The organism is bacterium (genome assembly GCA_016708315.1).
Lineage (GTDB): Bacteria > Zixibacteria > MSB-5A5 > CAIYYT01 > CAIYYT01 > JADJGC01.
Genome location: JADJGC010000006.1, coordinates 122,145 through 147,463, shown reverse-complemented (window position 1 = coordinate 147,463; position 25,319 = coordinate 122,145). Strand labels below are relative to the sequence as shown.

Annotated in this window: 17 protein-coding genes; 7 read left to right on the top strand and 10 right to left on the bottom strand. The window is 52.5% G+C overall.

Annotated elements, in window-relative coordinates:
• The 8 genes from IPH59_07900 to IPH59_07865 form a co-directional block, all read right to left on the bottom strand.
• A partial coding sequence (locus tag IPH59_07900; GenBank protein MBK7091628.1) for a glycine--tRNA ligase occupies nt 1–1,277 on the bottom strand: 1,277 nt, incomplete at its 3' end.
• A gap of 431 nt (nt 1,278–1,708) precedes the next feature.
• Nucleotides 1,709–2,494, bottom strand: a complete 786-nt coding sequence (gene recO, locus IPH59_07895) for a DNA repair protein RecO (protein ID MBK7091627.1) — start codon at nt 2,492–2,494, stop codon at nt 1,709–1,711.
• A 623-nt stretch (nt 2,495–3,117) separates the two neighbouring features.
• The gene (locus IPH59_07890; GenBank protein ID MBK7091626.1) at nt 3,118–3,420 is read right to left on the bottom strand and encodes a septum formation initiator family protein; all 303 of its coding nucleotides are present in this window, start codon (nt 3,418–3,420) and stop codon (nt 3,118–3,120) included.
• A 9-nt stretch (nt 3,421–3,429) separates the two neighbouring features.
• On the bottom strand, nt 3,430–4,734 hold the full coding sequence (gene eno, locus IPH59_07885) for a phosphopyruvate hydratase (protein ID MBK7091625.1): 1,305 nt from the start codon (nt 4,732–4,734) through the stop codon (nt 3,430–3,432).
• A 306-nt stretch (nt 4,735–5,040) separates the two neighbouring features.
• Nucleotides 5,041–6,126 carry a hypothetical protein gene (locus IPH59_07880; protein ID MBK7091624.1) on the bottom strand — a complete coding sequence of 362 codons (1,086 nt, stop codon included), beginning with the start codon at nt 6,124–6,126 and terminating at the stop codon, nt 5,041–5,043.
• 10 nt (nt 6,127–6,136) lie between these two features.
• Nucleotides 6,137–7,228, bottom strand: coding sequence for a hypothetical protein (locus tag IPH59_07875; GenBank protein MBK7091623.1), 1,092 nt, complete (start codon nt 7,226–7,228; stop codon nt 6,137–6,139).
• A gap of 47 nt (nt 7,229–7,275) precedes the next feature.
• Nucleotides 7,276–8,259 carry a polyprenyl synthetase family protein gene (locus IPH59_07870; protein ID MBK7091622.1) on the bottom strand — a complete coding sequence of 328 codons (984 nt, stop codon included), beginning with the start codon at nt 8,257–8,259 and terminating at the stop codon, nt 7,276–7,278.
• Nucleotides 8,260–8,446: 187 nt separating this feature from the next.
• A complete protein-coding gene (locus IPH59_07865; GenBank protein MBK7091621.1) occupies nt 8,447–9,913 on the bottom strand; it encodes a dockerin type I repeat-containing protein in 1,467 nt (488 codons plus the stop codon).
• A 342-nt stretch (nt 9,914–10,255) separates the two neighbouring features.
• Between IPH59_07865 and IPH59_07860 the strand changes: the two genes are divergently transcribed.
• Entirely contained in the window at nt 10,256–10,696 is a 441-nt protein-coding gene (locus IPH59_07860; GenBank protein ID MBK7091620.1) for a nuclear transport factor 2 family protein, read from the top strand.
• A 45-nt stretch (nt 10,697–10,741) separates the two neighbouring features.
• Here IPH59_07860 and IPH59_07855 read toward each other — a convergent pair whose 3' ends face one another.
• Nucleotides 10,742–11,671: a hypothetical protein gene (locus IPH59_07855; protein ID MBK7091619.1), complete on the bottom strand. Its 930-nt coding sequence runs from the start codon at nt 11,669–11,671 to the stop codon at nt 10,742–10,744.
• Nucleotides 11,672–11,674: 3 nt separating this feature from the next.
• The gene (locus IPH59_07850) at nt 11,675–12,001 is read right to left on the bottom strand and encodes a hypothetical protein (protein ID MBK7091618.1); all 327 of its coding nucleotides are present in this window, start codon (nt 11,999–12,001) and stop codon (nt 11,675–11,677) included.
• A 494-nt stretch (nt 12,002–12,495) separates the two neighbouring features.
• Between IPH59_07850 and porU the strand changes: the two genes are divergently transcribed.
• Genes porU through IPH59_07820 form a run of 6 tightly spaced genes read left to right on the top strand, consistent with a single transcriptional unit; the run spans nt 12,496 to nt 25,257 of the window.
• Nucleotides 12,496–16,362 carry a type IX secretion system sortase PorU gene (gene porU / locus IPH59_07845; protein MBK7091617.1) on the top strand — a complete coding sequence of 1,289 codons (3,867 nt, stop codon included), beginning with the start codon at nt 12,496–12,498 and terminating at the stop codon, nt 16,360–16,362.
• Nucleotides 16,363–16,397: 35 nt separating this feature from the next.
• Nucleotides 16,398–19,538: a PorV/PorQ family protein gene (locus IPH59_07840; protein MBK7091616.1), complete on the top strand. Its 3,141-nt coding sequence runs from the start codon at nt 16,398–16,400 to the stop codon at nt 19,536–19,538.
• Nucleotides 19,539–19,547: 9 nt separating this feature from the next.
• A complete protein-coding gene (locus IPH59_07835) occupies nt 19,548–22,691 on the top strand; it encodes a T9SS type A sorting domain-containing protein (GenBank protein ID MBK7091615.1) in 3,144 nt (1,047 codons plus the stop codon).
• 22 nt (nt 22,692–22,713) lie between these two features.
• On the top strand, nt 22,714–23,559 hold the full coding sequence (locus tag IPH59_07830) for a hypothetical protein (protein ID MBK7091614.1): 846 nt from the start codon (nt 22,714–22,716) through the stop codon (nt 23,557–23,559).
• Between the two features lie 2 nt (nt 23,560–23,561).
• Nucleotides 23,562–24,308: a hypothetical protein gene (locus tag IPH59_07825; protein MBK7091613.1), complete on the top strand. Its 747-nt coding sequence runs from the start codon at nt 23,562–23,564 to the stop codon at nt 24,306–24,308.
• 4 nt (nt 24,309–24,312) lie between these two features.
• Nucleotides 24,313–25,257 (top strand): NHL repeat-containing protein, encoded by a 945-nt coding sequence (locus tag IPH59_07820; GenBank protein ID MBK7091612.1) that lies wholly within the window; start codon nt 24,313–24,315, stop codon nt 25,255–25,257.
• The last annotated feature ends 62 nt before the right edge of the window (nt 25,258–25,319 follow it).

Below are 25,319 nucleotides of genomic sequence, written 5' to 3'. Positions count from 1 at the left end.
AAGACGCCGACGTTGACGCGGTCTTGGGTCATGGTGTCGCGGTCGCGGATGGTGACGGTTTGATCGGTCAGGGTTTGGCCGTCGACAGTGATGCAATACGGCGTGCCGATTTCATCCATGCGGCGATAGCGGCGGCCAACAGCGCCGGCATCATCATAGAACATCTTGAAGTGCTTCTTCAGATCGTGGAAGAGACTGGTCGCGAATTCCGGCATGCCGTCTTTCTTGACGAGCGGGAGAACTGCGGCCTTGATCGGGGCGATCTTGGGGGAGAACTTCAGGACGACGCGGACCTCGCCTTTGACCTCTTCTTCTTCGTAGGCATCGACGAGACAGACGAGAAGTGTGCGGTCGCAACCGGCGGAGGTTTCGATGATGTAGGGCACGAATTTTTCGCGCGTCTGGTCATCGAAGTAGCTCAAGTCTTTGCCGGTGGCTTCCATGTGGCGGCTTAGGTCGAAGTCGGTGCGGTTGTGGATGCCCTCGAGTTCTTTCCAGCCGAAGGGGAATTCGTATTCGATGTCGAACGCTTTTTTGGCGTAGTGGGCAAGTTCGCCCTCGCCGTGTTCGTGATAGCGCAGACGTTCGGGACGGATGCCGAGTTCGAGATACCATTTGAGGCGTTCGGCTTTCCAGTACTCGAACCACTGGTCGTCATCGGACGGCTTGATGAAGAACTGCATTTCCATCTGTTCGAATTCGCGGGTGCGGAAGATGAAATTGCCGGGAGTGATTTCGTTGCGGAAGGCTTTGCCGATTTGCGCGATACCGAACGGTGGTTTCTGGCGTGAGGGACCCATGACGTTGAGGAAGTTGACATAGATGCCTTGCGCGGTTTCGGGGCGCAGGTAGACGGTGGCGCTGGAATCTTCGACGGGACCCATGAAGGTCTTGAACATCAGATTGAAATTGCGCGGTTCGGTGAGTTCGGCGCCGCATTCGAGCGGGGATTTGCTTGGTTTCATCGGACAGCGGGCGACATCGAGTTGGTCGGCGCGGAAGCGGGCTTTGCATTTTTTGCAGTCGACCATCGGGTCGGTGAAATTGGCGACGTGGCCGGAGGTTTCCCAGACCTTGGGGTGCATGAGGATGGCGGCGTCGACACCTTCGATGTCGTCGCGTTTTTGCGTCATGGCCTTCCACCAGAAGTCTTTGAGATTGCGTTTGAGTTCGATGCCGTAAGGACCGTAGTCCCAACAGGAGCCGAGGCCGCCATAGATTTCGGATGACGGGAAGACGAAGCCGCGTCTTTTGCAGAGGGAGACGATTTGCTCCATACGGTCAACAGGTTTTGCCACAGATTCCTCCAAGAGTATTGTTAGTTAATAAATTCGTAACAAGCGCCGACACCACGGAGCTCTCACCCTACCCTCTCCCATGGGGAGAGGGGAAAGCATCGGCGGGGTTATTGTCGACCTCACCGCCTTGGCGAAGGCTCAGGGGCCTCGCACCTAACGACAATGCCCCTCACCCGACAAAGCCTCACCCCTCACCCTCTCCCAAAGGGAGAGGGGGAACGCTGGTCACCCGCCCGACAACACCAGACGCAATATGGTAGCTCTCGACCCCCTCCAAGGAAAGGTGGTCCCGCCGTTCGCGATGGGGAGAAGTGCGGAAGGGTTCGGACAAGGATTAGTTGGTAGAATAGCGGTGGAAAAGTCGCGAAATTGGCGATGTTTGGCGGTTTTCTTGCGATCCGAGAAAACGCTTAGGCTGGAGAAGTGTCTCTTTCGAAGAAGCGCAGTTTGCGCAGGAAGTCGAATGACTTGAGGTCGACGCGTTTGCCGACGTGGAACTCGGTTTGCGCCACGAGCAGGTCGCGGATTTGTTCGATCTGCGCCTGGGACATCAACATCTTGCGCGAATCGGAGATATTGGTTCCGGCGAGCAATTTCAGGGCGCGCACGGTCGAGATATCGAGCGTGACGACAAGCTGGTCGCCGACACATTTTGGGCAGACGACGCCGCCGGAATGCGAACTGAACATCAGTTTTTCGGCGGAGATCATTTTGCCGCATTCGGTACACATTTCCAGTTCAGGCGCGTAGCCGGAGAAAATGCAGAGCACATACCAGAAATGCAGAATTTCGCGGCGGAAGTTTTTCTGCTGTGAGTCATTTAGCAAGCGCAGGTAGCGCTTGAGGAGCAAGTAGACGTGAAGGTTGACCTCTCTTTCGGGAAGGAAGAGATTGACGAATTCCATGGCGGCTGAGGCGTATCCGTACTTGAGTTCATCCTTGACGATATTTGCGAAGTGCTCGCGGGTTTCGGCTTTGGAGACGTAGTCGGCGGTGTCTTTCTCGTTTTCGTAGAAGACGACATCGCTGACATTGAAGTATTGAAGGGCCTCGGCCATTGCCGATCCGGGCCGTGTTGCGGCTTTGGCGACGAGGGGAAGCTTGCCGCGTTCCTTAGTCATGCAGACGAGGAAGAGGGAGCTGTCCTGTACGCGGGTCCGTTTAAGGACAATTAATTCCGTTTTGTTGATCGGCATAGTTAAACAGAGTAACGAATTAAGGGCGATGTGTCAAACGGTATCGCAAGTAAGAGGATGCCCTCCGTCGCCTTCGGAACCCGTCTCCCAAAATGGGAGAGGGGAAAGGAATCGTCGCGAGTGATTTCTTGCGTACGGGCTTACACACCCCGCCTTGAGTGTGCTCTCCGCCGCGGCGGATCGCACACTCAAGGCACCCCTCTTAATAGAGGGGAATAGAACTTGGCAGTTGGAGTGGTTGGACGTCGGGCTACATACTTTCCGCTACGGCGGACGAGTTGCTGGCTCTCCCAAAATGGGAGAGGGGAAGGAATCAGGATTTCTGTGCGCTACCCCCCGCGCCCCATAGAGGGAATAGAACTTGGCAGTTGGAAAGGCTCGGTGTCGGGTTCCGTGCTTCCTGCTAAAGCGCAGGATGCGTCGCTGGGAACGCGGAACTTCAACTGACGATTGGCAAAACGGAGACGCCCACAAGGGGCAAGGCTACGGTGTATTCGGTTTGAGAGATCGAGTTGAGATTGGCGCCCACGAGGGGCTAGGCTACCGTTTTCGGTTTGGCAGTTCGAGTTGAGAGAGACGCCCACAAGGGGCTAGGCTACGGTCTGGTTGAGTGGCGCAACGAATTAGTATTCGATGACGCGTTCGCCGGGGCGCGAGAGCTGGTAATTCTTGCGGGCGAGTTTTTCGATGAAGAGGGTGTCGGAATGCAAGCGATAGCGTTTGTATTCGAGGTCGACGAGGTCCGTGTTGAGACGGACCTCCTCGCGGTCAAGTTCGGTGATTTGAGCCCGGAGTTCCATCATGTTGAGGAATCCGTATTGGCCCACCGTAAGATGGTAGCAAAGCAGTAATATCAGCGACAGGAGAATGAACATGATGATGCGGGTACGAATACGTATCCAGCGATTTTCTTCCTGACGCACCATTGATATTGACTACTTCCTTGAAGTCAAATTGAAGAAGGCACTTCTGCCCGGGAACTCTCCCATATTATCCAATTCTTCCTCGATGCGCAACAGGCGATTGTATTTCGCGACGCGATCGGTGCGGCAGAGCGATCCGGTTTTGATCTGGCCGGCATTGACGGCGACGGCGATATCAGCAATCGTCGTATCCTCAGTCTCGCCGGAGCGATGCGACACAACCGATGCGAATCCGGCACGTGTGGCCATGGTGATCGTGTCAAGCGTTTCGGTGAGGGTACCGATTTGATTCAGCTTGATCAGGATAGCGTTGGCGGCTTTTTCTTTGATGCCGCGTTCGAGGAAGACCTGGTTGGTCACGAACAAGTCGTCGCCGACGATTTGGACTTTGTCGCCGATTTCGTGAGTGAGTTTCTTGAACCCTTCCCAATCGTGTTCGGCAAGGCCGTCTTCGATGGAGATGATGGGGAATGCTTTGCAGAGTTCTTTATAGAAATCAACCATCTCGTCGGAGGTAAGGCTGCGGCCCTCGCCGGCGAGGACGTACTTCTTGGATTTTTTGTCATAGAATTCGGAAGCCGCGGGATCGAGTGCGAAGAGAATGTCGGTACCGGGTTTGTAGCCGGCTTTTTCAACCGCTTCGGTGATGACTTCAAGCGCTTCGCGATTAGATTTCAGGTCGGGAGCAAAACCGCCCTCGTCACCGACGGAGGTGTTGTAGTGCTTGGCGTGAAGGACATTCTTGAGCGAGTGGAAAACCTCGGTGCCCATGCGCAACGCATCGGAAAATGTCTCTGCGCCAGCGGGCATGATCATGAATTCCTGGAGGTCGACCTTGTTGTCGGCGTGCTTGCCGCCATTAAGGATGTTCATCATCGGCAACGGCAGGACGCGCGAATTGGTGCCGCCGACGTAGCGGTAGAATGGCAGCATCGAATATGATGCGGCAGCTTTGGCGACCGCGAGCGAAACACCGAGAATGGCGTTGGCGCCGAGATTCTTCTTCTCGGGTGTACCGTCGAGGTTGAGCATGAAGCCATCGACCTCGCGCTGGTTGAGGACATCGATGCCTTCTTCCTTGATGGCAGGGACGATCTTGTCGTTGACATTGGCGACGGCTTTGAGGACACCTTTGCCGCCGTAGCGTTTTTTGTCGCCATCGCGTAATTCGAGGGCTTCGTTGGAGCCGGTAGAGGCGCCGGATGGGACGGCAGCGCGGCCAAAAGAGCCATCTTCAAGCAGGACATCGACTTCAATAGTAGGGTTGCCGCGACTGTCGAGTATTTCGCGAGCAAGACATTGAGCAATCTTCGGCATAGCCAAAACTCCTTAAACAGACAGACTTTGCGGTGAAAGTATGAAGTAAAAAGTTAGGAGCAAGATAAAACTTTGGGGGGCGCGCGAACGTCGCAGACAACTCTTCGAACTTCGCTGTGGTCAACTTGGGGTGAGAAATACAAACCAGCATTTCAGCGCAACCCCTAAAGCACTCAACTGAAGTGCGAGGTAAGCTGAGGATTTGATCTGCGCCGCTAACCTGGATTCCCGCTTCCGCGGGAATGACAATCATGATGGAATATCAAGTTCCAAGAGGACTTGTTAAACTAAATTGGGTCAGGCTGACTACAGCAGTTGGTAGCGCTTGCGCAGATACCATTCGGTGCAGAGCATCAGGATGATGAACACCAGCAGGAATTTGTTGTCGAAAAGGGTTAGTTCGCTGCGGGAAGTAAAAGTCTTCGGAGCGAGGCCGGAGAACTGCGTGATGGATGCGGTGTCGGCGACGGCATAGAATTGACCGCCGGAGACTTCGCTGATGCGTTTGAGCGCGTCGAAATTGGCGGTCTGGGAGAGGTCTTCCAAACTATAAGGTTCGACGATGAATGACGATGACGGTCTGCCGATGGCGACGCCTTCGCGTTTGACGGTGCCTTTGACTTCGTATTCGCCGGACGGCAGGTAATGCAAGTCCGCCGAATAGTTGCCCGGTCGGTCATAGCGGAAACTGACGACCATGCTGTCGCCGGGATTCTGGCGCGAGCTAAGGGAGGCTTCAACTTCGGCGTTGTCGATCGGGATATAGCTTTCATCTAAGACGCGGGCATTGAGTCGTACTGATTCACCGGCGATGAAAATGGGGCGCTCGGGTGTGATGGTAACGCGTTCGACATCTTCTCGGGCGACGAGCCAGAGTACCAGATTGTCAATCATCTTGTTGTAGGTCGAATCGGATTCGTTGATGCTCTTGGCGAGGAAATCAAGACGCCAGAGCGGAAATGCCGAGAGAATCGCAATCTTGCCGTTGCGATACCGCTGTGCAGCCAAAATCGGAATCGACTGGTCAGGTGTTGCGGCGCCGGGTACGATGCCGATGACGGTGGCTTCGGGGCGAAGATTCTCGGCGCGAAGGAAACCTGCAAACGGCGGAAGCGCATTGAGAAGTCGTTGAGTTGTGGCGCCATCTTCGGAAAGACGCATCAAAGGATGAATGCGACCACGCTCGGTAAGTTGGAGATTCGTTTCCTGCGTAACGATCGCGAAGTTCGACTTCACGGGCTGATACGGCAACAGGTCCGCAGGGAGCCGCGTTTTGGGACGTCCGCCGAAATTTTCGCCAGCGAGGAAGAACATGCCTTTGCCGGTGCGCTCGAAAAATGCATCGAGTAATTGTTTGTGATCGGCGAGCCAATCGGAATCAAAATCGAGCAATATCAACGCATCATAGGCGGCGAGCGCATCGACATTTTCCGGGAAACGGAATCGTGCCGTTAATGCGCTGAGGGGAGTTGATGTACTGGTCGATCTTGAAATCTTGTTTCGCTGCAAGCGCGCGATTGAAGAATTTGAAATCCCAATTCAGCGAGGATGTTGCCAGCAGGATGCGAATTTGACTTGCGCGAATCTTAACCGAAACCTGTTTGCTATTGTTCTTCTCGGACTCTTCGTTTGATTGAACCGGTGCAGATGCTTCCAGTACGATATCACCTTCTTTGGCGGGCAAAAACGAAAGAGCGACCTTTTGTTGGCGCCCCTGGCCCTCAAGGTCGATGTCTTCTTGAACGAGGACGCGCTCGCCTTGCCGGATGCGAATCGGCAGACGGAGATTCTCAAAGCCCCGCGACTCGATGATGACTTCCATTGGGAAATCTTTGCCGACAAAACCGATGGGGTTGCAGTTGATCTGCGAAATCTTAATATCAGCGAGCGGGTTCGGATCGCCAAAACCGAGTGTTGTTACCGGGACGCCAAGAGAGCGGGACTCGGTAACAGGGTTGGCGCCAAAATTGGAAACGCCGTCCGAGAGGAGAATCACGCCCTGCAAGTTTGCCTCAGCGAGTTCTTTGTCAAGGGCGTTCAGAACGTTGCCAATTGCTGTGACGGGAAATGAGCCGTCGATAACGCCATCGCGAGTAAGTGTGTCGGCGAAGGCATAACGGATGATCTCTGATCCGGCAGGGAGTCTGGATTCGATGCCGGTGATGATATTTTCGATTTGGGCAAATTGTTCAGATGAGTGGCGATTGCGCGCCATGGAAGTTGAGTTATCGACTAGTATCGCGACGGTGGCCGGCTTCGACTCCGAGTTTTCCATAATCAGCAACGGTTCGGCAAAAACGAAGAACAAGGCGGCGAGTGCGAGTCCGCGCAAAACGCCCAGTGTAATCCGGAAACCACGGGTCAGCATCGGATTGGTGCGGCGATAATAGAAATAGGTCGCGGCAATTGTCGCGAGGAATGTCAGAGTGATCACCCACAGCCAAACCGAGGTGAACGACAGGCTGTAATGTGTGACCAGCAAAACGTTCAGCATATTATGGTTATACTGCCGGAGGGGTGAAAAGATGTATCAAGAGAAAATTAAACGTCACGATTTATCGAAAAAGTGGCCAGTTTTTCGAGCGAATCATAGTGGCGGCTGTTGGCAAAGGGTTTCAAGTACGACAGAGCCTGATCGGCAAGCGACTGGGCGCGAGTGCGGGCATAGTCGATGCCGCCGGAATCCTGAATGAAATCAAGGACTGTATCAAAGCCCTTCTGCTCGACGCCGTTTTCGAGAATCTTGATAATGCTCTTTTTGGTGCGGGCTTGTGACTTGCGGAAAGCGTGAATCAAAGGCAGGGTGATTTTGCCGTTGATCAGGTCGTTGCCGACTTTCTTGCCGGTGCGTTCGGCCTCACCGACGAAATCGAGAAGGTCATCCGCAATTTGGAAGGCACAGCCAGTGTATTCGCCAAAGAATGCAAGGCGCTTGACCATCTCCTCGGAGGCACCGGACAATATCGGCGCTGATGCCGCGGATGCCTGGAAGAGGCTGGCGGTTTTGTCGGAAATGATCTTGATATAGTCGGGTTCGGTAAGCTCGTAGTTGTGGGCTTCTTCGATTTGGCGAAGTTCACCAACAGAGACCCGTTCGGTAGCCTTTGAGACGCGTTCGAGCATTTCGAGCGAGCCGGTTTTGACCAGCAGAGTAAAGGCTTTGGCGAAAAAATAGTCGCCCATCAAAACCGATACAAGATTACTCCACTTGCTGTTGACCGTCGACTCGCCCCGGCGGGTGTCCGACTCGTCAATTACGTCATCATGGAGTAAGGTTGCCGTATGAATCATCTCAACCGCAAGTGCAGCTTCAACTAAGTGCGGCGACTTGAAGCCGGTCGTCTTGGCAACGAGGAACGCAAAGGTCGGACGGAGCCGCTTGCCACGGGTGTTGAGGATGTGCTTGGAGATGGTGAAAATGAGCGGCGACTCATTTTTGAGAACACGGACTTCGAGCTTTTTGAAACGCTCAAGGTCGGCCTCGATTGGTTTTATCAGTTCTTTCAGTTCGCTGCTCTTCAACATGGGCTGTATTGTATCGCTTTCTGAGGCGTGCGTCAATCTTTTTATATGATACGGGAAGAGGTGCTTTGGAATGAAGGTTCGGAGCGACTCGTACAAGACGCCCTCACCTCCCTGTAAACGCCCTCACCACTAACCCCTCTCCCAAAATGGGAGAGGGGGAAAACTCTTATCACTCTGCGACGGTATGCTATGAAATAGGGTGTGATTCGAAACGAGAGTTCGGACCCACCGTTGCCGGCTTGGGGCCGAGTAAGGTGACCCCATAGGTGCATGGCGGGGGTCCGCCGGCAAAGATGTAACTGATCAAGTAGACGGCATCGGAGACAGAGACTTGGGTATCGCAGTTGACGTCACCGACTTGCAGAGGAACTGGCGGAGATCCGCCGGCGAAGATGTAGCTTATCAGGAAGACGGCATCGGAGATTGTGATAGAGCCGCTGCCATCGCAATCGCCGATGAGCAATGTTTGCACGTGAATCATCTGTGGTGTGGTCGCGACAGTGTCGCGGCCATCGGAAAACTCGAAGTAGTACTCATACCAACCGGAAGTGTCGTAGTCGACAGTTACGTCGAAGTCTGTGCCGGATTGGTAGAGCTTCTCGCAGGCTACCATTTCGAAAGATGTACCGCCAAATACGAAGCGAAGCAGGGTTGCGAGATTGTTGTCCGGATCGGCAAAAGTTATCGAAGCAGAAACCGAGTCATCGGTGAACGAGATTTGCGGCGAAGACAAGGTCGGGGCAATGTTGGCGCCATAGGCAAGGACTTGTGACGAGGGAACAAATCCTCCGGCGCGACCAATGTCATTACTGGTCAAGTCGGTGAGATTCTGGGTTGCAGTAACCGGAGCGGTGAAGATCATCCCCGAGGGTGGCGGCCAAGTCGACCAGCCGGGTTGGGCAGTGAGGTCGGCGATGTTGCAGGCAAGGTTGAGATTACTGCCGCTGATATTAGTCGAGATATTGCCAATCTTGGTGAAGGAACTGTCGACGGGATTGATTCTGTATAAGCCGGCGCTCAACACGAGCGGAACATTGACATAGATCATCGCATAGGCGGCAGAGTCAGTGGCGTCGGGATCGATAATGCCCACTGAGTAGAGGAAGAAATTGAAGCCGCTGGAGGTTGGGAATCCGCCGCCATTGTTGGTCAAACGTGCATAGATGCGGGTATCGGAATAGCTCATAGCGCAGGCAGTGATATCGAGATGCGTGCCGCCACCGCCGTCGACATCGCCAATCGGGTCGGAACCCATGTCGGCGAGCAGATCAACCGAGACCGGGAAGGTGTTGGCGGCGTTCTTCGGTGACTGGGATATAACGATGGTGTCGACCTCGGAGCGGAAATAGTATTCGAGATTTCCTGAAGGCGGGAAATAGTTGAGTGCGCCGGAAACGGTCCAAGTCGAGCAAGTTTGATACAGAACATCCATCGCGACTTGATTCCAAGCGGTGGAACTGACATTGCGGTAGTTCATTCGATAAACCGCGGCTGGGCTGTAGAAGGTTGAGTCGGGGATATCATATTGAAAAGTGGTGTTTGAGTCAGGCGCGCTGTGAAAGTTGGGAGCATATGGTGTCGGGAAACTTTGCGCGAACAGAGAAGAAGACAGAAGAAGGGCAAAGAATGTCAGTGCGGTGGCAGAGTAGCGCATTGTGAGTATCCTTGAGCGAGTAAGTAGTCGAGCTATCAGTTTGAATATAGCACCAAGTGGGAATAAATCAAGCAGGGATTGGGCGTCGTCAACCTTGCGGCAAATCCGTTCGTTAAATGCACAAGCAGGAGACAGACTTCCTTATCGGGCGCGTGCTGAACAATAAAGCAACGATAAGCGCCATTGAACGTATATGTAATTATCAATCATTGTGCCGCTGATTACAGGAGGTCGTGGTTGAACCCGACCACGTGCCTCAAAGCGAGGTATACCATGCACCGATTTTGGCAGATGTTGGTAGTGTTAGTGATTTTGGCAATACTAACGGGAGGATGTCGAAAGATGACCGAGAAAATCGATAGTCGGGCAGAAAAGGCAATAGTCGAGCAAGTTATAAAGAACTCGATCACGTGGGCGGTCAACAAGGACAAGGAGCTGTTGTACAATTCGTTCGTCAACGACTCGACGCTGTTCTATTTCAGCCCTGACAACGCCGGTACGATATCTGGATTTGCGGCTTTCCAGGACCTGGTAGACAATTTGTTCATGAATCCGGCATTCAAGGCAATTAAAGCGGATTTCAAGGATCTGCGGGTCAGCCTGTCGCAGTCGGGCGACTGTGCGTGGTGGTCGTGTTACTTAGATGACTTCAATGAGTGGGACGGCAAGCCGGCAAATTGGGAGAATGTGCGGTGGACGGGAGTCTTGGAAAAACGCGATGGCGACTGGAAGATTGTGCAAATGCACTTCTCTCATGCGACGGAGGATTTTGCGAAGAAGTGACGCTAGGGAAAAGTAGTCGATTGTCGGGGAGTTTACAATATGTGTCTATTCAAAGGGTTGCGTGAAGGTTTTGTTGGGTTTGATCAATAGGCGCTGATGGGGGTAATCAAATACGATGTTGAATCGGCGAATGAGGTCATTGCCAAAGATGCCATCGCCGGTTTCTTGTTTGGAGCGGACTTCGGTTGGGGCAAAGGAAGTCGTAACATTCGTCAGTTCATAGCCGCCCAGTAGCAGACGTTTGCTGCGTCCCCGGTTTCCGTAAATGTCGCCGCTAAGTCCAGTGCCGAGCCGGTCCCAAGTCACGTTTTTCGGAAGAGTAAATTTTTGATTTGGGTGGACGAGCAGTTCGAGCACATCACCAGATGCGAGATCGATGTAAACCTCGAGCGGCACGACTTCGCCATCGACGACTTCGACAGTGATATCGAAAAAGGGAAAATCATCGCGCATTTCAACGGGAATAACTGTCCAGCTTGAATCAAAGGAGAAGTATGCCGTGTCCCTCAATTGGATTAGTTGTTGGTCGTAATCAACCTCAACGATGTAATGGCCGAAGAGATTCCAGCCAATGACACCGTCGGTAGGAAAGGTCTGGGTGTGCGCACTGTGAGATACCATTATGCGCTGATTCGTGATGATGACCTCGCCGAATTTGACGTTTCCTGTCTCGATCATCGTTACAATAGAGGCTTCGCCGCTTCCAGCGCCAGGGACGCGTGCCTCGACGGCTCCGGTTGTGTCGATCAATTTCAACGCGTCCTGATGAAACAAGTAGACGCCGTCGAAACGCATTCCGGTGTCGAGGATGATACTCAGTGGTGGCGAGCCGTTGACTTGGGTTGGGATGATAATGCGGTTGCGCTCGATGCGAAAAGGGACTTTGAGAGCGTCACCACAGAGTGCGAGCGAAGGGAACAGGGCGATGGAGAGAAGAAGCGACGAAATCAGGCTGTGGATTCGAACACCAAACATGATTTAGTATACGACATTCTGTATGTATGCGAGGTCTTTTTGCGATAGCGGTTGAGGCGCCGGCGGTGCGGCGAATAAGTCCTGATCTGCCCAAATGGACTCACCGTGCAGTCGACGATCCGGCGCCATACAACCCGAGGCAATGAACTCACCGGAGGTGAAGACACCGGCGAGCACAACACTCAATTGTGTATGACCGGGGAATTCTGCGCCCGGAAGGTGAAGAGCACCTTCTGAACGCAAAATTCCTTTGTTTACCCAGCCTTTGTCGACTTTGAATCTGGCGATAAGCCCGTGAGGGTGAGCTCCGTCCGGTATTGAAGTCGACATCCTTGTCACAGACAATATAGGCCGTTAGGGTGATTTTTAGCAACAGGGAAATGAAAGTCGAATTGACTCGGGTTCTGTGTCAGTGAAAGGGTGGTGAGTGTTCAAGATATGCACGCGAGTGCAGAAAAGGGTATGGAATGGGGAGTCGAAGTGTCGATTTTCGTTGACGAGATTCTTGCAATGATAGCTGGAACTTGACGCAAATGAAGAGGTTATAATGCAAGGCAAATCAAATCATGAAAAGTTCCCATAGGTCGTCAAGTTGGCAGGAAAGTTGCACGAACAGATTGACAAATGGGGAGCAAAGTAGTTAATTTCTAACGAGAAAGTTATTAAGGAGATACGGAGTAGTTTTATCGACCGATAGGTAATGAAGTTGTCCGCGACAGCGGAGCATTACAAGTTCAGAGCTGACTTACGTTTGCCGTTTTTTAGTTTGCAGAATCCGGCGACGTGAGTATACTCGAAATTCTAAGGTTAGGTCGATTGAACTGATGTCCAGAATCTCGTATAGCGTTCTCATATCTATTGCTGCACTTCTGATTTCCCAATTCAGCACTATTAGTTTTGCAGGCGTAGCGATCAATATTGCCAATGAACGGCAGTTGTCATTGCGTTGGGAAGCGGATGCTACAGCCAATAAAAGCGCATTATCCACATCTACGAGACTATCCAATTCACAGCAGTCAAGTTTTGCGTTCGATGACAGCCTTACGGTTGATGCTCATGTGATCTGCTTCTGGGCGCCTTCGAACGAAGTGGCTTTTGAGCGGAGCAATATCATCGTCGGCAAGCAGGCAGCGGGAGTTTCAAACTCATTGACGGACGGTCCGGCAACGCGGGTTCAGATTGTTGAGCCAGTGCTGGTGCGAGGACGTTGGCTGGGGAAAATCATCATACCGAAGATAGCCAATCAGGGCGGCGAATGGTACGAAGTCTCTGCGGCGGATGTCGAACTGTCGTTTGGTGAGCCAAATGTGGAAACAGCACAAACTCCGGCGGGTCCGCTTGATCGGGTTCTCGACGGTCTGGCGGTGAATAGCGCTGAAGCTCGCAACTGGAGTGCTTATTCGAAGGTTGCGACGCCAAAGGAGATTTACAATCCGTTCGCACAATCGAGCAATTGGCTGAGAATTGCGATTACTCAGAGCGGCATCTACAGAATCTCGCGGACGGATCTTGTCAACGCAGGGGTCAATATCGGTGCTGTTGATCCGAGGACGATCAGGCTATTCAACGCAGGCGGGCGCCCGCTGCCGAATTCGAACACGACGCCGCACGACTCGCTGATGGAGATGGCGATTACCATATTCGGCGAAAGCGATGGGAATTTCGGCGATCAGGATTTCGTGATGTTTTACGCCAATGGGGGAGATTTCAATACGTGGGACGACGCGCCGGGATTTGTTCGTCACCCTTATAGCGACCGCAACGTGTATTACATGACGTTCGGCGGAACGTTTACCACACCGGTCAAGCGGATGGCGGTTGTTGACGGTACGTTACCGAATGCTGTCGACACTGTGTCGCAATTTACAGACTACCTGCATTTTGAAGAAGAAGCGCAGTTAAGCTCGTCTGGCGGCGATATCTTTGATTACTACAACTGGTACTGGGGATTGGCGGGCGATCTGACGATGTTCGTCACGCTCCCACAGCCGGTGGCACAATCGGTAAATCGTTTGTGGATCAAAACGACGCGTCAGTCGTTTACGCTTCGCTTGAATAATTTCGAACTGACGCGCGAATCGAGCGGCAGCAATGTGCATTCGTATACTTCGGATAGATTTACGACCGGTTTGAACCAGATAGCGTTGGATTACCAACTCAACGATGGCTATACCGATGATGTCTTTGTCGAGCTGCAAAGGACGTTGACACTTCCGGCGAGCGGTGAGTTGATGTTCACCGGCGCGGGCAACGGCAGTCTACGTGCTTTCAAGATGAATGGTCAATTTGCGACGCCCTATTTGATTGGAATTGGGGATTTGCATAATCAAGTCTTGATAACGGCGAACAGCTCTGCTAATCAGCTGGTATTCTCAGAGAATATTCCGAATGGAGAAGTTGCTCCGTACTTTGTCGCGAATACTTCTGCTTTGAAGACGCCGCTCTCGATTGTAAGCACGCAGATTGACGATATCAAGTCGGCAGGCAATGGAGCGGACTTGATTGTGATAACACACGACAACTTCTATGCATCGGCACAAGTGTACGCAGCCTATCGCCAGGCGCATGATAATCTCCGAGTACGTACAGTGAGAATTTCGGATGTTTATGCGCAGTTTTCCGGCGGCAGACTCGACCCGATCGCGATCCGCGATTTCTTGAGACACGCTTACTACAACTGGAGCGGTGCAAAGCCGTCATACTGCCTGCTGGTTGGAGACGGAGTTTATGATTTCCGCAATAATCTCGGCACCGGCGGTGTGAATTATGTTCCGCCATTTGTTGTAGATGCTGACGAGACCGTATCGGATGAGAATTTTGTTTTCCTTGATTCGCTATTCGATCTCGATTCCGACAACTCGTATCCGGAAGACCGAGGCGTCGATATGGTGATCGCACGCTGGCCGGTCAAGTCGACGGCGGAATTCCAGACGGTGTTCGACAAGATGAAAAGCTATGACGAGGGCGCCGATGCCGGCAGTTGGCGCAATATGATCACATTGATTGCCGATGATGAGAATCATCCGCAGTCGAGCTTGCCAGAGATTTTTCACACGCAGGACACTGAGGTGCTGGCGACTACGATTATCTCGCCGACTTTCGTGCTCGATAAGATTTATGGAATTGCCTATCCGTTCGGTGCAGCTGCAGAGAAGCCGCTGATGCGCGAGGATATCATTCGCGCGATCAATGACGGGCGGTTGATTGTGAACTACACCGGACATGGAAATCAGAATCTGTGGGCGGATGAGAGAATTTTCCGACGTACGCAGGATATTCCGAGGCTGAACAATACAGCTCGCCAGCCATTGATATTCAACGCCTCTTGCTCGATCGGGTTCTTTGATGATCCACGAAGTGAAGGAATGGCAGAAGACCTGCTGCGTTACGCCAATGGCGGAGCGGTGGGGACGATTTCGGCAACGAGGTTGGTTTATTCGCGTCCGAATTTTGAGTTCAATAAAGCCGGGATGACACAGCTGTTGGGTGACAAGAATTACACGATTGCCGAGGCGGTGTTCGTGACGAAGCTTCTTCGTCAAGGCGGATTCGGAGTCGGCGACAATGACAGAAAGTATATTTACATTGGCGACCCGTTGACGAGGCTGGCGATTGCACCGAATGAGATTCAGTATGTGACATTTGAACCGGATTCGCTGGTGGCTTTGACGGTAACCGAACTGGCCGGACAGATAGTAAACAAGGATGGCATTAAGCAAGATAGCTTTGACGGCACGGCGACGGTGAGTGTTTTCGACAATTCTCGCGAGCGCAGTGTTTCGATTCCATTCGGCAGCAGCGCGTTCACGGTGAATTACACGGAGTATGGCCCGGAGATTTACCGTGGAAGTATCGCGGTGACAGACGGCGATTTCAGTTTGAAGTTTGTCGTGCCCAAGGATATCACCTACGGCGGAAGAGATGCGCGAATCAGCGGCTATGCAGCCGGATCAGGCACGGGAGCGGCAGGGGCGATTTTCCCGATAGCAATCGGAAGCATCAACAAGGATGTCGTTGATAGTGTCGGTCCGGAGATAACGCTGATCCTTGCAGGATCGGCGACCCTGAATGAGGGCGCGACCGTGACGCCGGGGAGCGAGCTGACGATCGAATTGTTCGATTCGTTGGGGATAAATCTGAGCGGCGAAATCGGACACGGAATTGAAGTGCAATTTGATGATAATCGGGAATTCAGCTATGAATTGACCGACAGCTTCACATATGTCGCGGATAGTTACCAACGCGGCAGTGCCAAAATGAAACTGCCGAACCTGAGTGCGGGCGAACACAGCTTACGGGTAAAGGCGTGGGATTCGGCGAATAATTCGAGCCAAAAGCTGGTTTCAGTGAATGTTTCGTCCTCAGCTGGATTGGAAATTCGGGATTTGCTTTGCTATCCGAATCCGGTGCAACAAGGCTGCGAATTCAGCTATTCGCTGTCTGCGGATGCCGATGATGTCACTCTGAAACTGTTTACACTTTCAGGGCTGGAAATTTGGTCGTCGGGCAATCTCCCGGGGACGAGGGGCTATCACCAGGGCATCAGCTGGAATGGTCTTGATACCGACGGCGACCGGATCGCCAACGGGGTTTATCTGATCCAAATGTCCGCTCGTCCGACGAACGGCGGCGGGGAATCTGTCGATAATAAAAAGGCCACTGCCTCAGGCAAGCTGGTTGTTCTAAAATAGAAGAAATGTTGTTTTCATACATTAAGGAGAGATTGATGAAACGCAAATTGGTTTTCATATTCTTGCTCGGCCTAATGCTACTTCTCGGTGCAGTCCAAGCGCAAGCGCAGGTGAGCGATGCGGCGGTGTTGTTCCTGCGCATTGCCCCGGGTGCACGCAGCGCCGGTATGGGAGAAGCGTTTGTGGCAGTGGCGGATGACGCTTCAGCGACACACTGGAATCCGGCAGGATTGGGCGAGTATCCGCTGGCACATGCGTGGTACGAGATACAGGTTGCCGACGACAACCGGCTCAAGGAGCTGGCTGCAAGTGCGTTTGATCGCAAGCTCTCCGAGACGTTTTTCGAGCGCATTCAATCGTGGCAGATCAAAGGAAACACGATCAGCCGCTTCGAGAACGAACAGTGGCTGGAATGGGAAGAGATCAAGATTGATACTTCAAAGACGGTACTGGCGAGTTTGTCGCGTCGTCTAATTGCTGCCGACAAGGACAAATTCAAGGAAGCAGTTCGTCAGATCAGCCAAGTGAATACTGGAATCTCGTTCGATGAGATCAACAGCTTGCGGGTCAAGCTGATGAAGTTGGCGGGCAAAGAAGGCGCCGACCAAATCAATGCAATGACGGAGAAGTTGCTCGCCAACTGGCAGGATCTGCGAATCAATGGGGAAGCATTTAGTGCATTTAAGAACAGCGTGGAAGAAGTCACGATAGATGGTCAGCTGACGACGGATGAGCGCAATCGCATTGAGAGCGAGGCAAACGCCTGCGAGACAACGACGCGTCCGGAAGTTGTCAAGGTGACGTATCCGATTCTGTTGACGGTATGGCGCGGCTGGGAAGTTCCGTGGGAACAGCGCATCGAGAAGATCGCTGTGATGGAAAACGGCGTTCCCAGCGACAACTACACCCACTACGATATATGGGCGTTGTCGAATTTCGGGCTGATGCGCTACGACGGTACGAATTGGCTCAATAGCGACGCAATTCAACCGCGACGCGGCGACAATCTGAAGGATATCATTTCGCGTGCATTAGGAACGGCAAAGGAAGAAATCATTAATCCGCGTCTCGACATGGTGGCGCGCGCTAATAATACGATACCGCGCGAGCGCATTGCCGAGATCAAGGCTGAAGTAGAAGCGGCGTTGCCGGAAGAATTTGAAGGGCGGAGTGAATTTGTGAAGAACCTGGCGCGTCTTGAAGAGGCGTGGATGGGTTGCCGGCTCGACAATGTCCGGATGAACATGTTCATCTCGGACTATGGAAAGGCGATGCAAGATAACAAAATCACTGAATCGGAAGGCGACCGTTTAATGTTTTCGCTGGAGAAGGCATTTCGCGATCGGTTGCCGGACGAATTGCGATTCCCGTTTGCTGCGGTGTTTGACGGTCAGATAAATGACATCGGTGTGGATCACAAGACTCTTTATGCCGGTACGGCGAGCGGACTTTATCGCTACAATGGCCGGAGCTGGGAGAAGTATAACATCCCGGCTGATTCTTCGGCCGTGTGGTCGATTCGCCCGGTGAAGCGCGGTTTGATTTATGTCGGAACGGAGAATGGTGTCCATATCCTGAAAGATGGAAAGTGGACGAGTTTTGGGCAGGATCTGGGAATTACAGCTGGACCGATTAAGCACATCTATGTGAAGAATGACAGATTAGCCTGGGCGGCGACCGAAGACGACTTGTTTTCGTTTGATGGTACCAAGTGGACGAATCTGCACAAGATGACAACTTCCGTGGGTGATTCGGTAGAGTCGATCTTGCATAGGTTCTACGGATCAATTGATCAGACGCGCATCGATCAGGTAATCATGAAGTTCGGGGGAACCAATCCGGAATTCAATAGCGATTCCAAAGCCGGTCAGACTGTGACGCTTTCGCACAAGCCGGTGTTTGAGGGCAAGATCACGGCGCTGGAGATGGACAATGACAACAATCTCTGGGTCGGTACTGAATTGGGAATCAAGAAGTACGATGGCCGCTCGTGGACCAGTTACGGCTACAAAGCTATCAAGGTCGAACGCACGATGTCTATCGAAGAATTGGCACAGGAATATCTGAAGACGACGGAGCCGGACAAGGTCAACAGCTTCGTGAGTATCCTCAAGCAAAAGAACACGATTCAGCAGGGCAATTTGCAGATCGGGCGCGTGGTTTGGGTTTATGCCAATCCAGCGGGCAGTACGATCAACTCGCTGCAGTTCCATGGCGGCAGACTGTATGTCGGATCAATTTATGGTACGTTTTCATACGGTGGCGGTTCGTGGGAGCGTTACTATCATGAAGGGCTGCATCAAGCCAATACGCGCGATATCGTCGGACATGCCGGCGAAATGTGGTTTGCTACGGCGGATCGAATTGTCGTATTCGCGCAGGGCAAAAATGAACTGGCATTTACCCACGCCAACTGGCTTCCGGATCTAGCGGAAGACTTGTACTACGAATTCCTGAGCTATACACAGCCGTTCGGAGGTCTCGGTACCATCGGTGGAAACGTGACGTTTTTGTCGTATGGAACGATTCCGACTACGGGAGAGAACTCTTCAGATGTAACCGGCGAAATCAACCCGTTTGACGTAGCGGTAACGCTGTCGTACGGAACGCGGGCGTCGAAGAAACTGGCAGTTGGACTTTCGGCGAAGATCATCTACTCAAAACTGTCAGTAGTTGGAGCGGGCGCCGAAGTGGGACAAGGTTCGGGAACTTCAATGGCAGTCGAAGGCGGTCTGCTCTACTCGGCCACTAAGAGACTCAGACTTGGTGCGGTGATAACCAATCTCGGTCCAGACATGAGTTACATCGACGCGGCGCAGTCGGATGCTTTGCCACGCAACCTGGCGTTGGGCTTTTCTTATAAGCTTCTGGATTCGCCCTACAATCGTCTGACGGTAGTGGGCGAAATCAACAAGCTGTTGGCGACGGTCAACGACGATTTCTCGACCGAGCTGCAAGAAGCGGTTGAGAATGTCGGTATTGAATACTGGTACGGCTCGTTATTGGCGCTGCGCGCGGGCTATATCTATGACAAGGAAGGCCAGATCAAGACACCGACACTTGGTGTGGGTCTGCAATACAAGGGACGGTATCGTTTGGACTTTGCCTACATCCCGTCATCGGACAATCTGCCGCTTGCCAATACTCTGAGAACGTCGCTAACGGTGAAGCTGTAGGAAGCCAAGATGCGTAAGCGGGAGATTGTAATAAGTTTGATTTTGGTGACGGTGTTGACACTAAGCGCTGTCGCCAAGAATCTAACTATTCGCAGCAAGCAAGTCGTGGATACACCGACTCGCGGGTGCATTGACCAGGGTGTATCGGAGCGCAATCTACTGGGTCTGGAGCGAGAGTCAAAGTTCTCGCTGCCGAAGCAGGCGCTATCGATTAACGAGCCGAGAGTAATTCGGATTCTGGCGATCAAAGCGCAATTCGTGAAAGAAGTGCCGGATGATCCGCAGACGACGGGTGACGGGAATTTCGATTTGCGAACAAAGGAGCAGTTCCGGCAGGCAGAAGGTCATTCGATTGACCCGACTCCACACAACAACGAATATTTCCAGGCGCATTTGCAGGCGCTGAACACCTATTACGAGACAGTCTCGAATGGAAGAGTGACGTTAGTTTTTGACGTGTATCCGAGCGATCCGACAGGAGTGTACCAACTGGATCAAACGATGGCATATTACGGTTTGCAGCAGCCGGAGTTTGGTCTAGGGGAATTCTATCAGGATGCCTGGGAAGCGGCGGATACAGATCCGGAACTACAATTCGTGAATCCGATTACCGGCGAGCCGAATTATGACGCGTTCGTAGTGTTTCATCCCGGTTCGGACCAGCAGAACAACCTCCCGAATTTTGGTGATGCCACTCCTGGCGATTTGTTTACAGGCTATCTGAAGCTGGGTGGGCCAATCTTCGTGCAAAACGACAGCCTGATGATTCTGGATGGAATGGTGATGCCGGAGACGGTGTCGCAGGACGGCAGAGTGACGGCGTTGAATGCCGTGATGGCGCATGAGTTTGGACATCAATTGGGATTGGTTGACCTGTACGATTCGCGGACGTTCAATACTGCTGTCGGTGATTTCTCGTTGATGGATAACAACGGTTTTGGAGTGAACATCGATCTTGGCGAAGATGTACCGGTGCTGGTGCAGGGAGTGATGCCGATCTTTCCAGATGCCTGGTCGCGGGCATATCTCGGATTCGTTGATGTGGTCACTGTTACGTCCGGCACAAATGTACGGGTAGCGGCGGCTGAGATGAGCACGAGTGAAAATCAGGTAGTTCTCGTGCCGATCAATGCCGACGAGTATTTCTTGATTGAGAATCGCCGCACCGATATTGACGGCGACGGTGTGACAAATTTGCAAGCAGATGAAGCTACCGATGTGATAATGCATCCGCGGTCACCGGGAAGTGCCGCCAACAATCGCGAATATGACTTCTTGACGCCGGGATCGGGAATGTTGATTTGGCATGTCGACGAGTTAGCGGCACGGCTTGATTATGACGGCGATGGATTCAACAACTTTGATGACAATGATCTGCAGTGGTTCAATTTTCCGTCGCTTCCGCGACGCTGGGACAACCGCCATCCGTTCCTTGCGGTGATGGAAGCGGATGGCAGTATTGAATTGATTCGCGAGTACTTTGCCGGTTATGGCCGTCAGCGCGATCTGTTCGATATCAATGGAAACAACAACTTTGGACCGTTTACGAACCCGAATTCAGCGGCGAATACCGGCGCTTACAGCGGGATTACAATCGACAATATCTCGGCAGCGTTGCTGACGATGACGTGTAGAATACGCACCGATGGAGAGGGTACGAATTGGCCGAATTTTGTCGGCAAAGGCGCTTCGCCACTGCGTGTGTATGACCTGAATTCCGATGGGACAGAGGAAATTATTACCGCAGTCGACAACTATGTGCTGGCATATCGCTTTGACGGCACATCGTATTTCCAACCAATACCGGGAACCGAAGTAATCGCTGAGCGACCGGCCCTGTATGGTGAGGGTGCGGTAAAGGACACATTGGCGGTACTCGGGAGAGTAGCTCCCGATCGTGAATTCACCATGCCGCTGGCAATTGGTGATCTTGACGGCGACGGATTCCCGGAGATCGTCGGTGGAACGAATAGATTTACGATAGCGGCATTTAATTCGCGGGCGTTGAGCCAGGTGGGTGAGGCGGTAAAGCGATTTGAAGTTTTCATCGACGAACCGATTGCGATAGCGCCGATCATTCTTGACTACGATGCGGCGGTCAGCGGTAAGGAGATTCTGATTTACACGATGACGAATCGCAAGCTGGTGCTCGATAAGAGCGGCACAATCATTGTCAATGAGGCGGCGACATGGCCGTATCGAGTTTTTACCGACTCGCTGCATCAGTTTGAGCTGACATCGCCCGAAGGCGGTATGCGTGGCAATGTGAATGCAACCAGTATTCGCGGCGCTGCGGCAGGTGATTTTGACCGCAATGGCACCTACGAAACGTGCGAAGTGTATCTCGACGGATCACTCAAGATCAATTATTCCGCGAATCCGCTGACGATAAACGTCGGCGGCCCGATTTTTTCGGAGATTTCGCTGGGAGATATCAACAATGACGGGCACGTGGAAATCCTCTTCTGCGGCGACAATTTGATTTATGCCTACAACTACAACGGGACGCCGGTGGAAGATTTTCCGATCATCGTCAATGGAGCAAATCCGGCGGGACCGCTGCGCAGCAGTCCAGCGCTGGTCGACGTTGATGCCAACGGCGTGATGGAGATATTTGTCGGTACGGCGAATGGCGAATTGTGTGGATTCGATATCAAAGGACATCGCCTTGAGAATTTCCCGCGCGCAGCCGGCGGCAATATCGACCTGCCGATTGCGATCGCTCGTTCTGTAAATGCAGGGCTGGCAGTTGCACAATCACGAGAGGGCGAAATCAGCGCGTTCAGCATTGCGCGGGCGCAGGATCGCGACTGGAACACGCAATATGGAAGCGCGAACAACACCGGTTCATACACACGTGGTGTTCCGGCAGTCAAGGTTTCGGATGAAGCGATTGGTTATGTGTACAATTACCCGAATCCGGCAGTGAATCAGACGACAATCAGATTTGCACTGCGTCAATCGGGGACGGTTAGTTTGAAATTTTACAATACGGCAGGCGATCTCGTCCTTGAGTCGAGCGTGGCGGCCGTCGCAGGCACCGATAATGAACACCTGGTAGATACTTCGAATCTGGCAGCCGGGGTGTATTTCTGTCAATTGGAAACTAATTCGGGCGATCGCAAGCATTGCTCGATAGCGATATTGAAATAATTCTGCTTTGGAGGATAAATTCATGATTAAGTATCTGGTCATAATGTTGGTACTGCTTTCGGCAGCAATTGGATTTGCCGACGACCAGTCATTACCAACTGGCGAGATCGGCAAGGCGCTGGCGAAGACAGAGCTGGAGCAGTATCAGCGCCTGACGGAGCTGACCGACTTCAATCTTGCGGCATCCGGCTTCGAAGATTTTCCGATGACCTCGGACATTTTCGATGTCAATTACAAGTCGCCGGGCAAGGGATTCTTGTATTCGATGATGATACCGGGCACAGGTCAATTGTATGCCGGTTCAAAAACGAAGGCGTTCATTTTCATGGGAATTGAAGCTCTGGCGTGGGGCGGATACATGGTTTGGCACGGCCAGGGAAAGAAGCAGGAAGATGACAACAACGCATTTGCCGATGCCAATTGGGATCCGGAACGCTATTACAACTGGTTGATCGAGACCTACGGGATCACGAGCGACACAATGGAGTTCAGCGAAGGTGACGAGACGAAGACGTTTACGCACCATCTTCCCGACACCAAGACACAGCAGTTTTACGAAATGATAGGCAAGTACGAGCAGTTCCGCTACGGCTGGGTTGACTCCGACTATTTGACGCAAGACAGCAGTTCGGCGTACCGGGCGGCGTATCTGCTCGATCGCGACAAAGCGAACAGCAAGTTTGACAAGGCGAAGTTGGGCGCTATTGTATCGCTTGCCAATCACTTGTTCTCAGCATTTGATGCGGCATTGTCGGCGCGGCGCTATAATCGTCAGCAGGACAGCTTCTCGGAGTTTTCCGTGAAGGCGCGTCTGGCGAAATATGAAGGCAAGCAAATCCCTAAACTGATTTTCACCTATAAGTTCTAAGCATGAAGAAGACAATCGCAATCGTCGCAGCAGGTCTGGTGGTTACCGGCAGTCTATTTGCGGAGAGCAAATTGCCGGAATCGAAGTTTGCTTCCGCACAGCCGCCGACGATTCAATATCAGGTGGAAAGCGGCTCCGGGTATACGGAGGTTCGCGACGAGAAGTCGGGCGACGATCTGCGGAAGAGCCCGTGGCAAGCATTTGCGATGTCGTTGGTCTTACCGGGTACGGGGGAACTGTACACGGGGTCAACAGTGAAGTCGCGCATTTTCATGATCGCGGAAGTCGGCGGGTGGGTTTCGCTGATTTCGTTTAAGCATCTTGCCAACTGGCGCGAAGATGACTATCGGCTTTTGGCAGCGCGTGAAGCAGGCGCCGATGTTGAAGGCAAGGACGAGCGATATTTTGATGTTGTCGGGTTCTACGATTCGCGCGAAGAATACAACCGGGTCGGCGGCGTGTTTGATCCGAGCCGGCAGTACTACCCTGACAATGAGGAGTATTTCTGGAATTGGAGTTCGGATATTGCGCGCGAACGATACCGGGATTTGAAAAACGACAGCAAGAGTTATAAGCGCAATTCCGATTTTGCACTTGGATTCATCCTCGCGAATCACTTTCTTTCCGCGGTCGATGCTTATTGGAGCGCGAAGCGGCACAATCGCGGCATCGAGTCAGGGTTTTCGGGCGTCGATTTGCGGATGCTTGATGACGGCGGATGGCAGTTGACATTGAACGCGAGGTTCTAAGTTCGTGAATGTTGCAAAGCAAGGATTGCTTGGCGGAGTATTGGTTCTCAGTTTGATGCTGGGAGCGTGCTCACCGCCGCCGCAACTGGAAGTTGCACCAACACCAATTGCCGGAAAATTCAGTTACGTTGGCGAAATCAAAGGCGAGTTTGGCGACGAGGAATTGAGCCTGCCGGTGGCGATTGCGTTCGACATGAGCCGCAGCGCTTATGTGATCGACCAGGGCAATAACCGCGTTGTTAAGCTGAGACCGGATAATACATTCGAGCGGGAAAATGGCGGCTACGGATTAGGTTTCAACGGACTGAGTCATCCGGTGTCGATGGAATCGGATGGCGGGATTAGCTTCTTCATTCTTGATCAAGGCAACAATCGAATCATTCGTTCGGACTACAATCTGGTGTTCTCCGATGAGATTCGCTTCAATTCGAATCCGGACCTGGAACTGGCCGGGAAAATTGCGGATATCGCTTTCTCGCGGTTCGGCAATATGTATTTGGTCGATCCCGACAACTTGAAAGTGATTATGCTGGACAAGGACTATGCGCGTGAGCAGGAGTTGTTTCCGGCCGGCGGATTTGCGCAGTGCACTATCGTGACGGTTGGCGATGAGGGGAACGCATACGTGTATGATCGCGATCTTGATGCGATTTACATATTCGATAGCTTCGGCAATGCCAAAGGGTCAATTGAACTTGAGGATGCAGGGATTCTGGGCGATTTCATAGTTCGCACCGGTATGATCATCGCGACTGATAAGGAGCGCCACGAAATCGTGGTTTACGACATGAACGGCGAGCGAATGATGGCGACCGGGAGCTTCGGATCGGGTACCCTGAGTTTGAACGGTCCGACAGGACTTGCGATGCGGAGCGATAATCTTCTGTACGTCTGCGATACCGGCAACAATCGCATCGTGATCTATGAGCTTGCGGCGCCATTGCCGTGATCGTCTGATTTTGATGCTGTCACGGGCGGGCTTGTCGGCATTACTTCTCGCCATATTTTTGT

Excerpts from the sequence above, each read along its gene's own strand:
- IPH59_07865 (MBK7091621.1), bottom strand. The coding sequence starts at position 9,913 with ATGCGCTACTCTGCCACCGCACTGACATTCTTTGCCCTTCTTCTGTCT.
- IPH59_07860 (MBK7091620.1), top strand. The coding sequence starts at position 10,256 with ATGACCGAGAAAATCGATAGTCGGGCAGAAAAGGCAATAGTCGAGCAA.
- IPH59_07890 (MBK7091626.1), bottom strand. The coding sequence starts at position 3,420 with ATGGTGCGTCAGGAAGAAAATCGCTGGATACGTATTCGTACCCGCATC.
- recO (MBK7091627.1), bottom strand. The coding sequence starts at position 2,494 with ATGCCGATCAACAAAACGGAATTAATTGTCCTTAAACGGACCCGCGTA.
- IPH59_07870 (MBK7091622.1), bottom strand. The coding sequence starts at position 8,259 with ATGTTGAAGAGCAGCGAACTGAAAGAACTGATAAAACCAATCGAGGCC.
- IPH59_07835 (MBK7091615.1), top strand. The coding sequence starts at position 19,548 with ATGCGTAAGCGGGAGATTGTAATAAGTTTGATTTTGGTGACGGTGTTG.
- IPH59_07830 (MBK7091614.1), top strand. The coding sequence starts at position 22,714 with ATGATTAAGTATCTGGTCATAATGTTGGTACTGCTTTCGGCAGCAATT.
- IPH59_07875 (MBK7091623.1), bottom strand. The coding sequence starts at position 7,228 with ATGCTGAACGTTTTGCTGGTCACACATTACAGCCTGTCGTTCACCTCG.
- porU (MBK7091617.1), top strand. The coding sequence starts at position 12,496 with ATGTCCAGAATCTCGTATAGCGTTCTCATATCTATTGCTGCACTTCTG.
- IPH59_07840 (MBK7091616.1), top strand. The coding sequence starts at position 16,398 with ATGAAACGCAAATTGGTTTTCATATTCTTGCTCGGCCTAATGCTACTT.
- eno (MBK7091625.1), bottom strand. The coding sequence starts at position 4,734 with ATGCCGAAGATTGCTCAATGTCTTGCTCGCGAAATACTCGACAGTCGC.
- IPH59_07825 (MBK7091613.1), top strand. The coding sequence starts at position 23,562 with ATGAAGAAGACAATCGCAATCGTCGCAGCAGGTCTGGTGGTTACCGGC.
- IPH59_07855 (MBK7091619.1), bottom strand. The coding sequence starts at position 11,671 with ATGTTTGGTGTTCGAATCCACAGCCTGATTTCGTCGCTTCTTCTCTCC.
- IPH59_07850 (MBK7091618.1), bottom strand. The coding sequence starts at position 12,001 with ATGTCGACTTCAATACCGGACGGAGCTCACCCTCACGGGCTTATCGCC.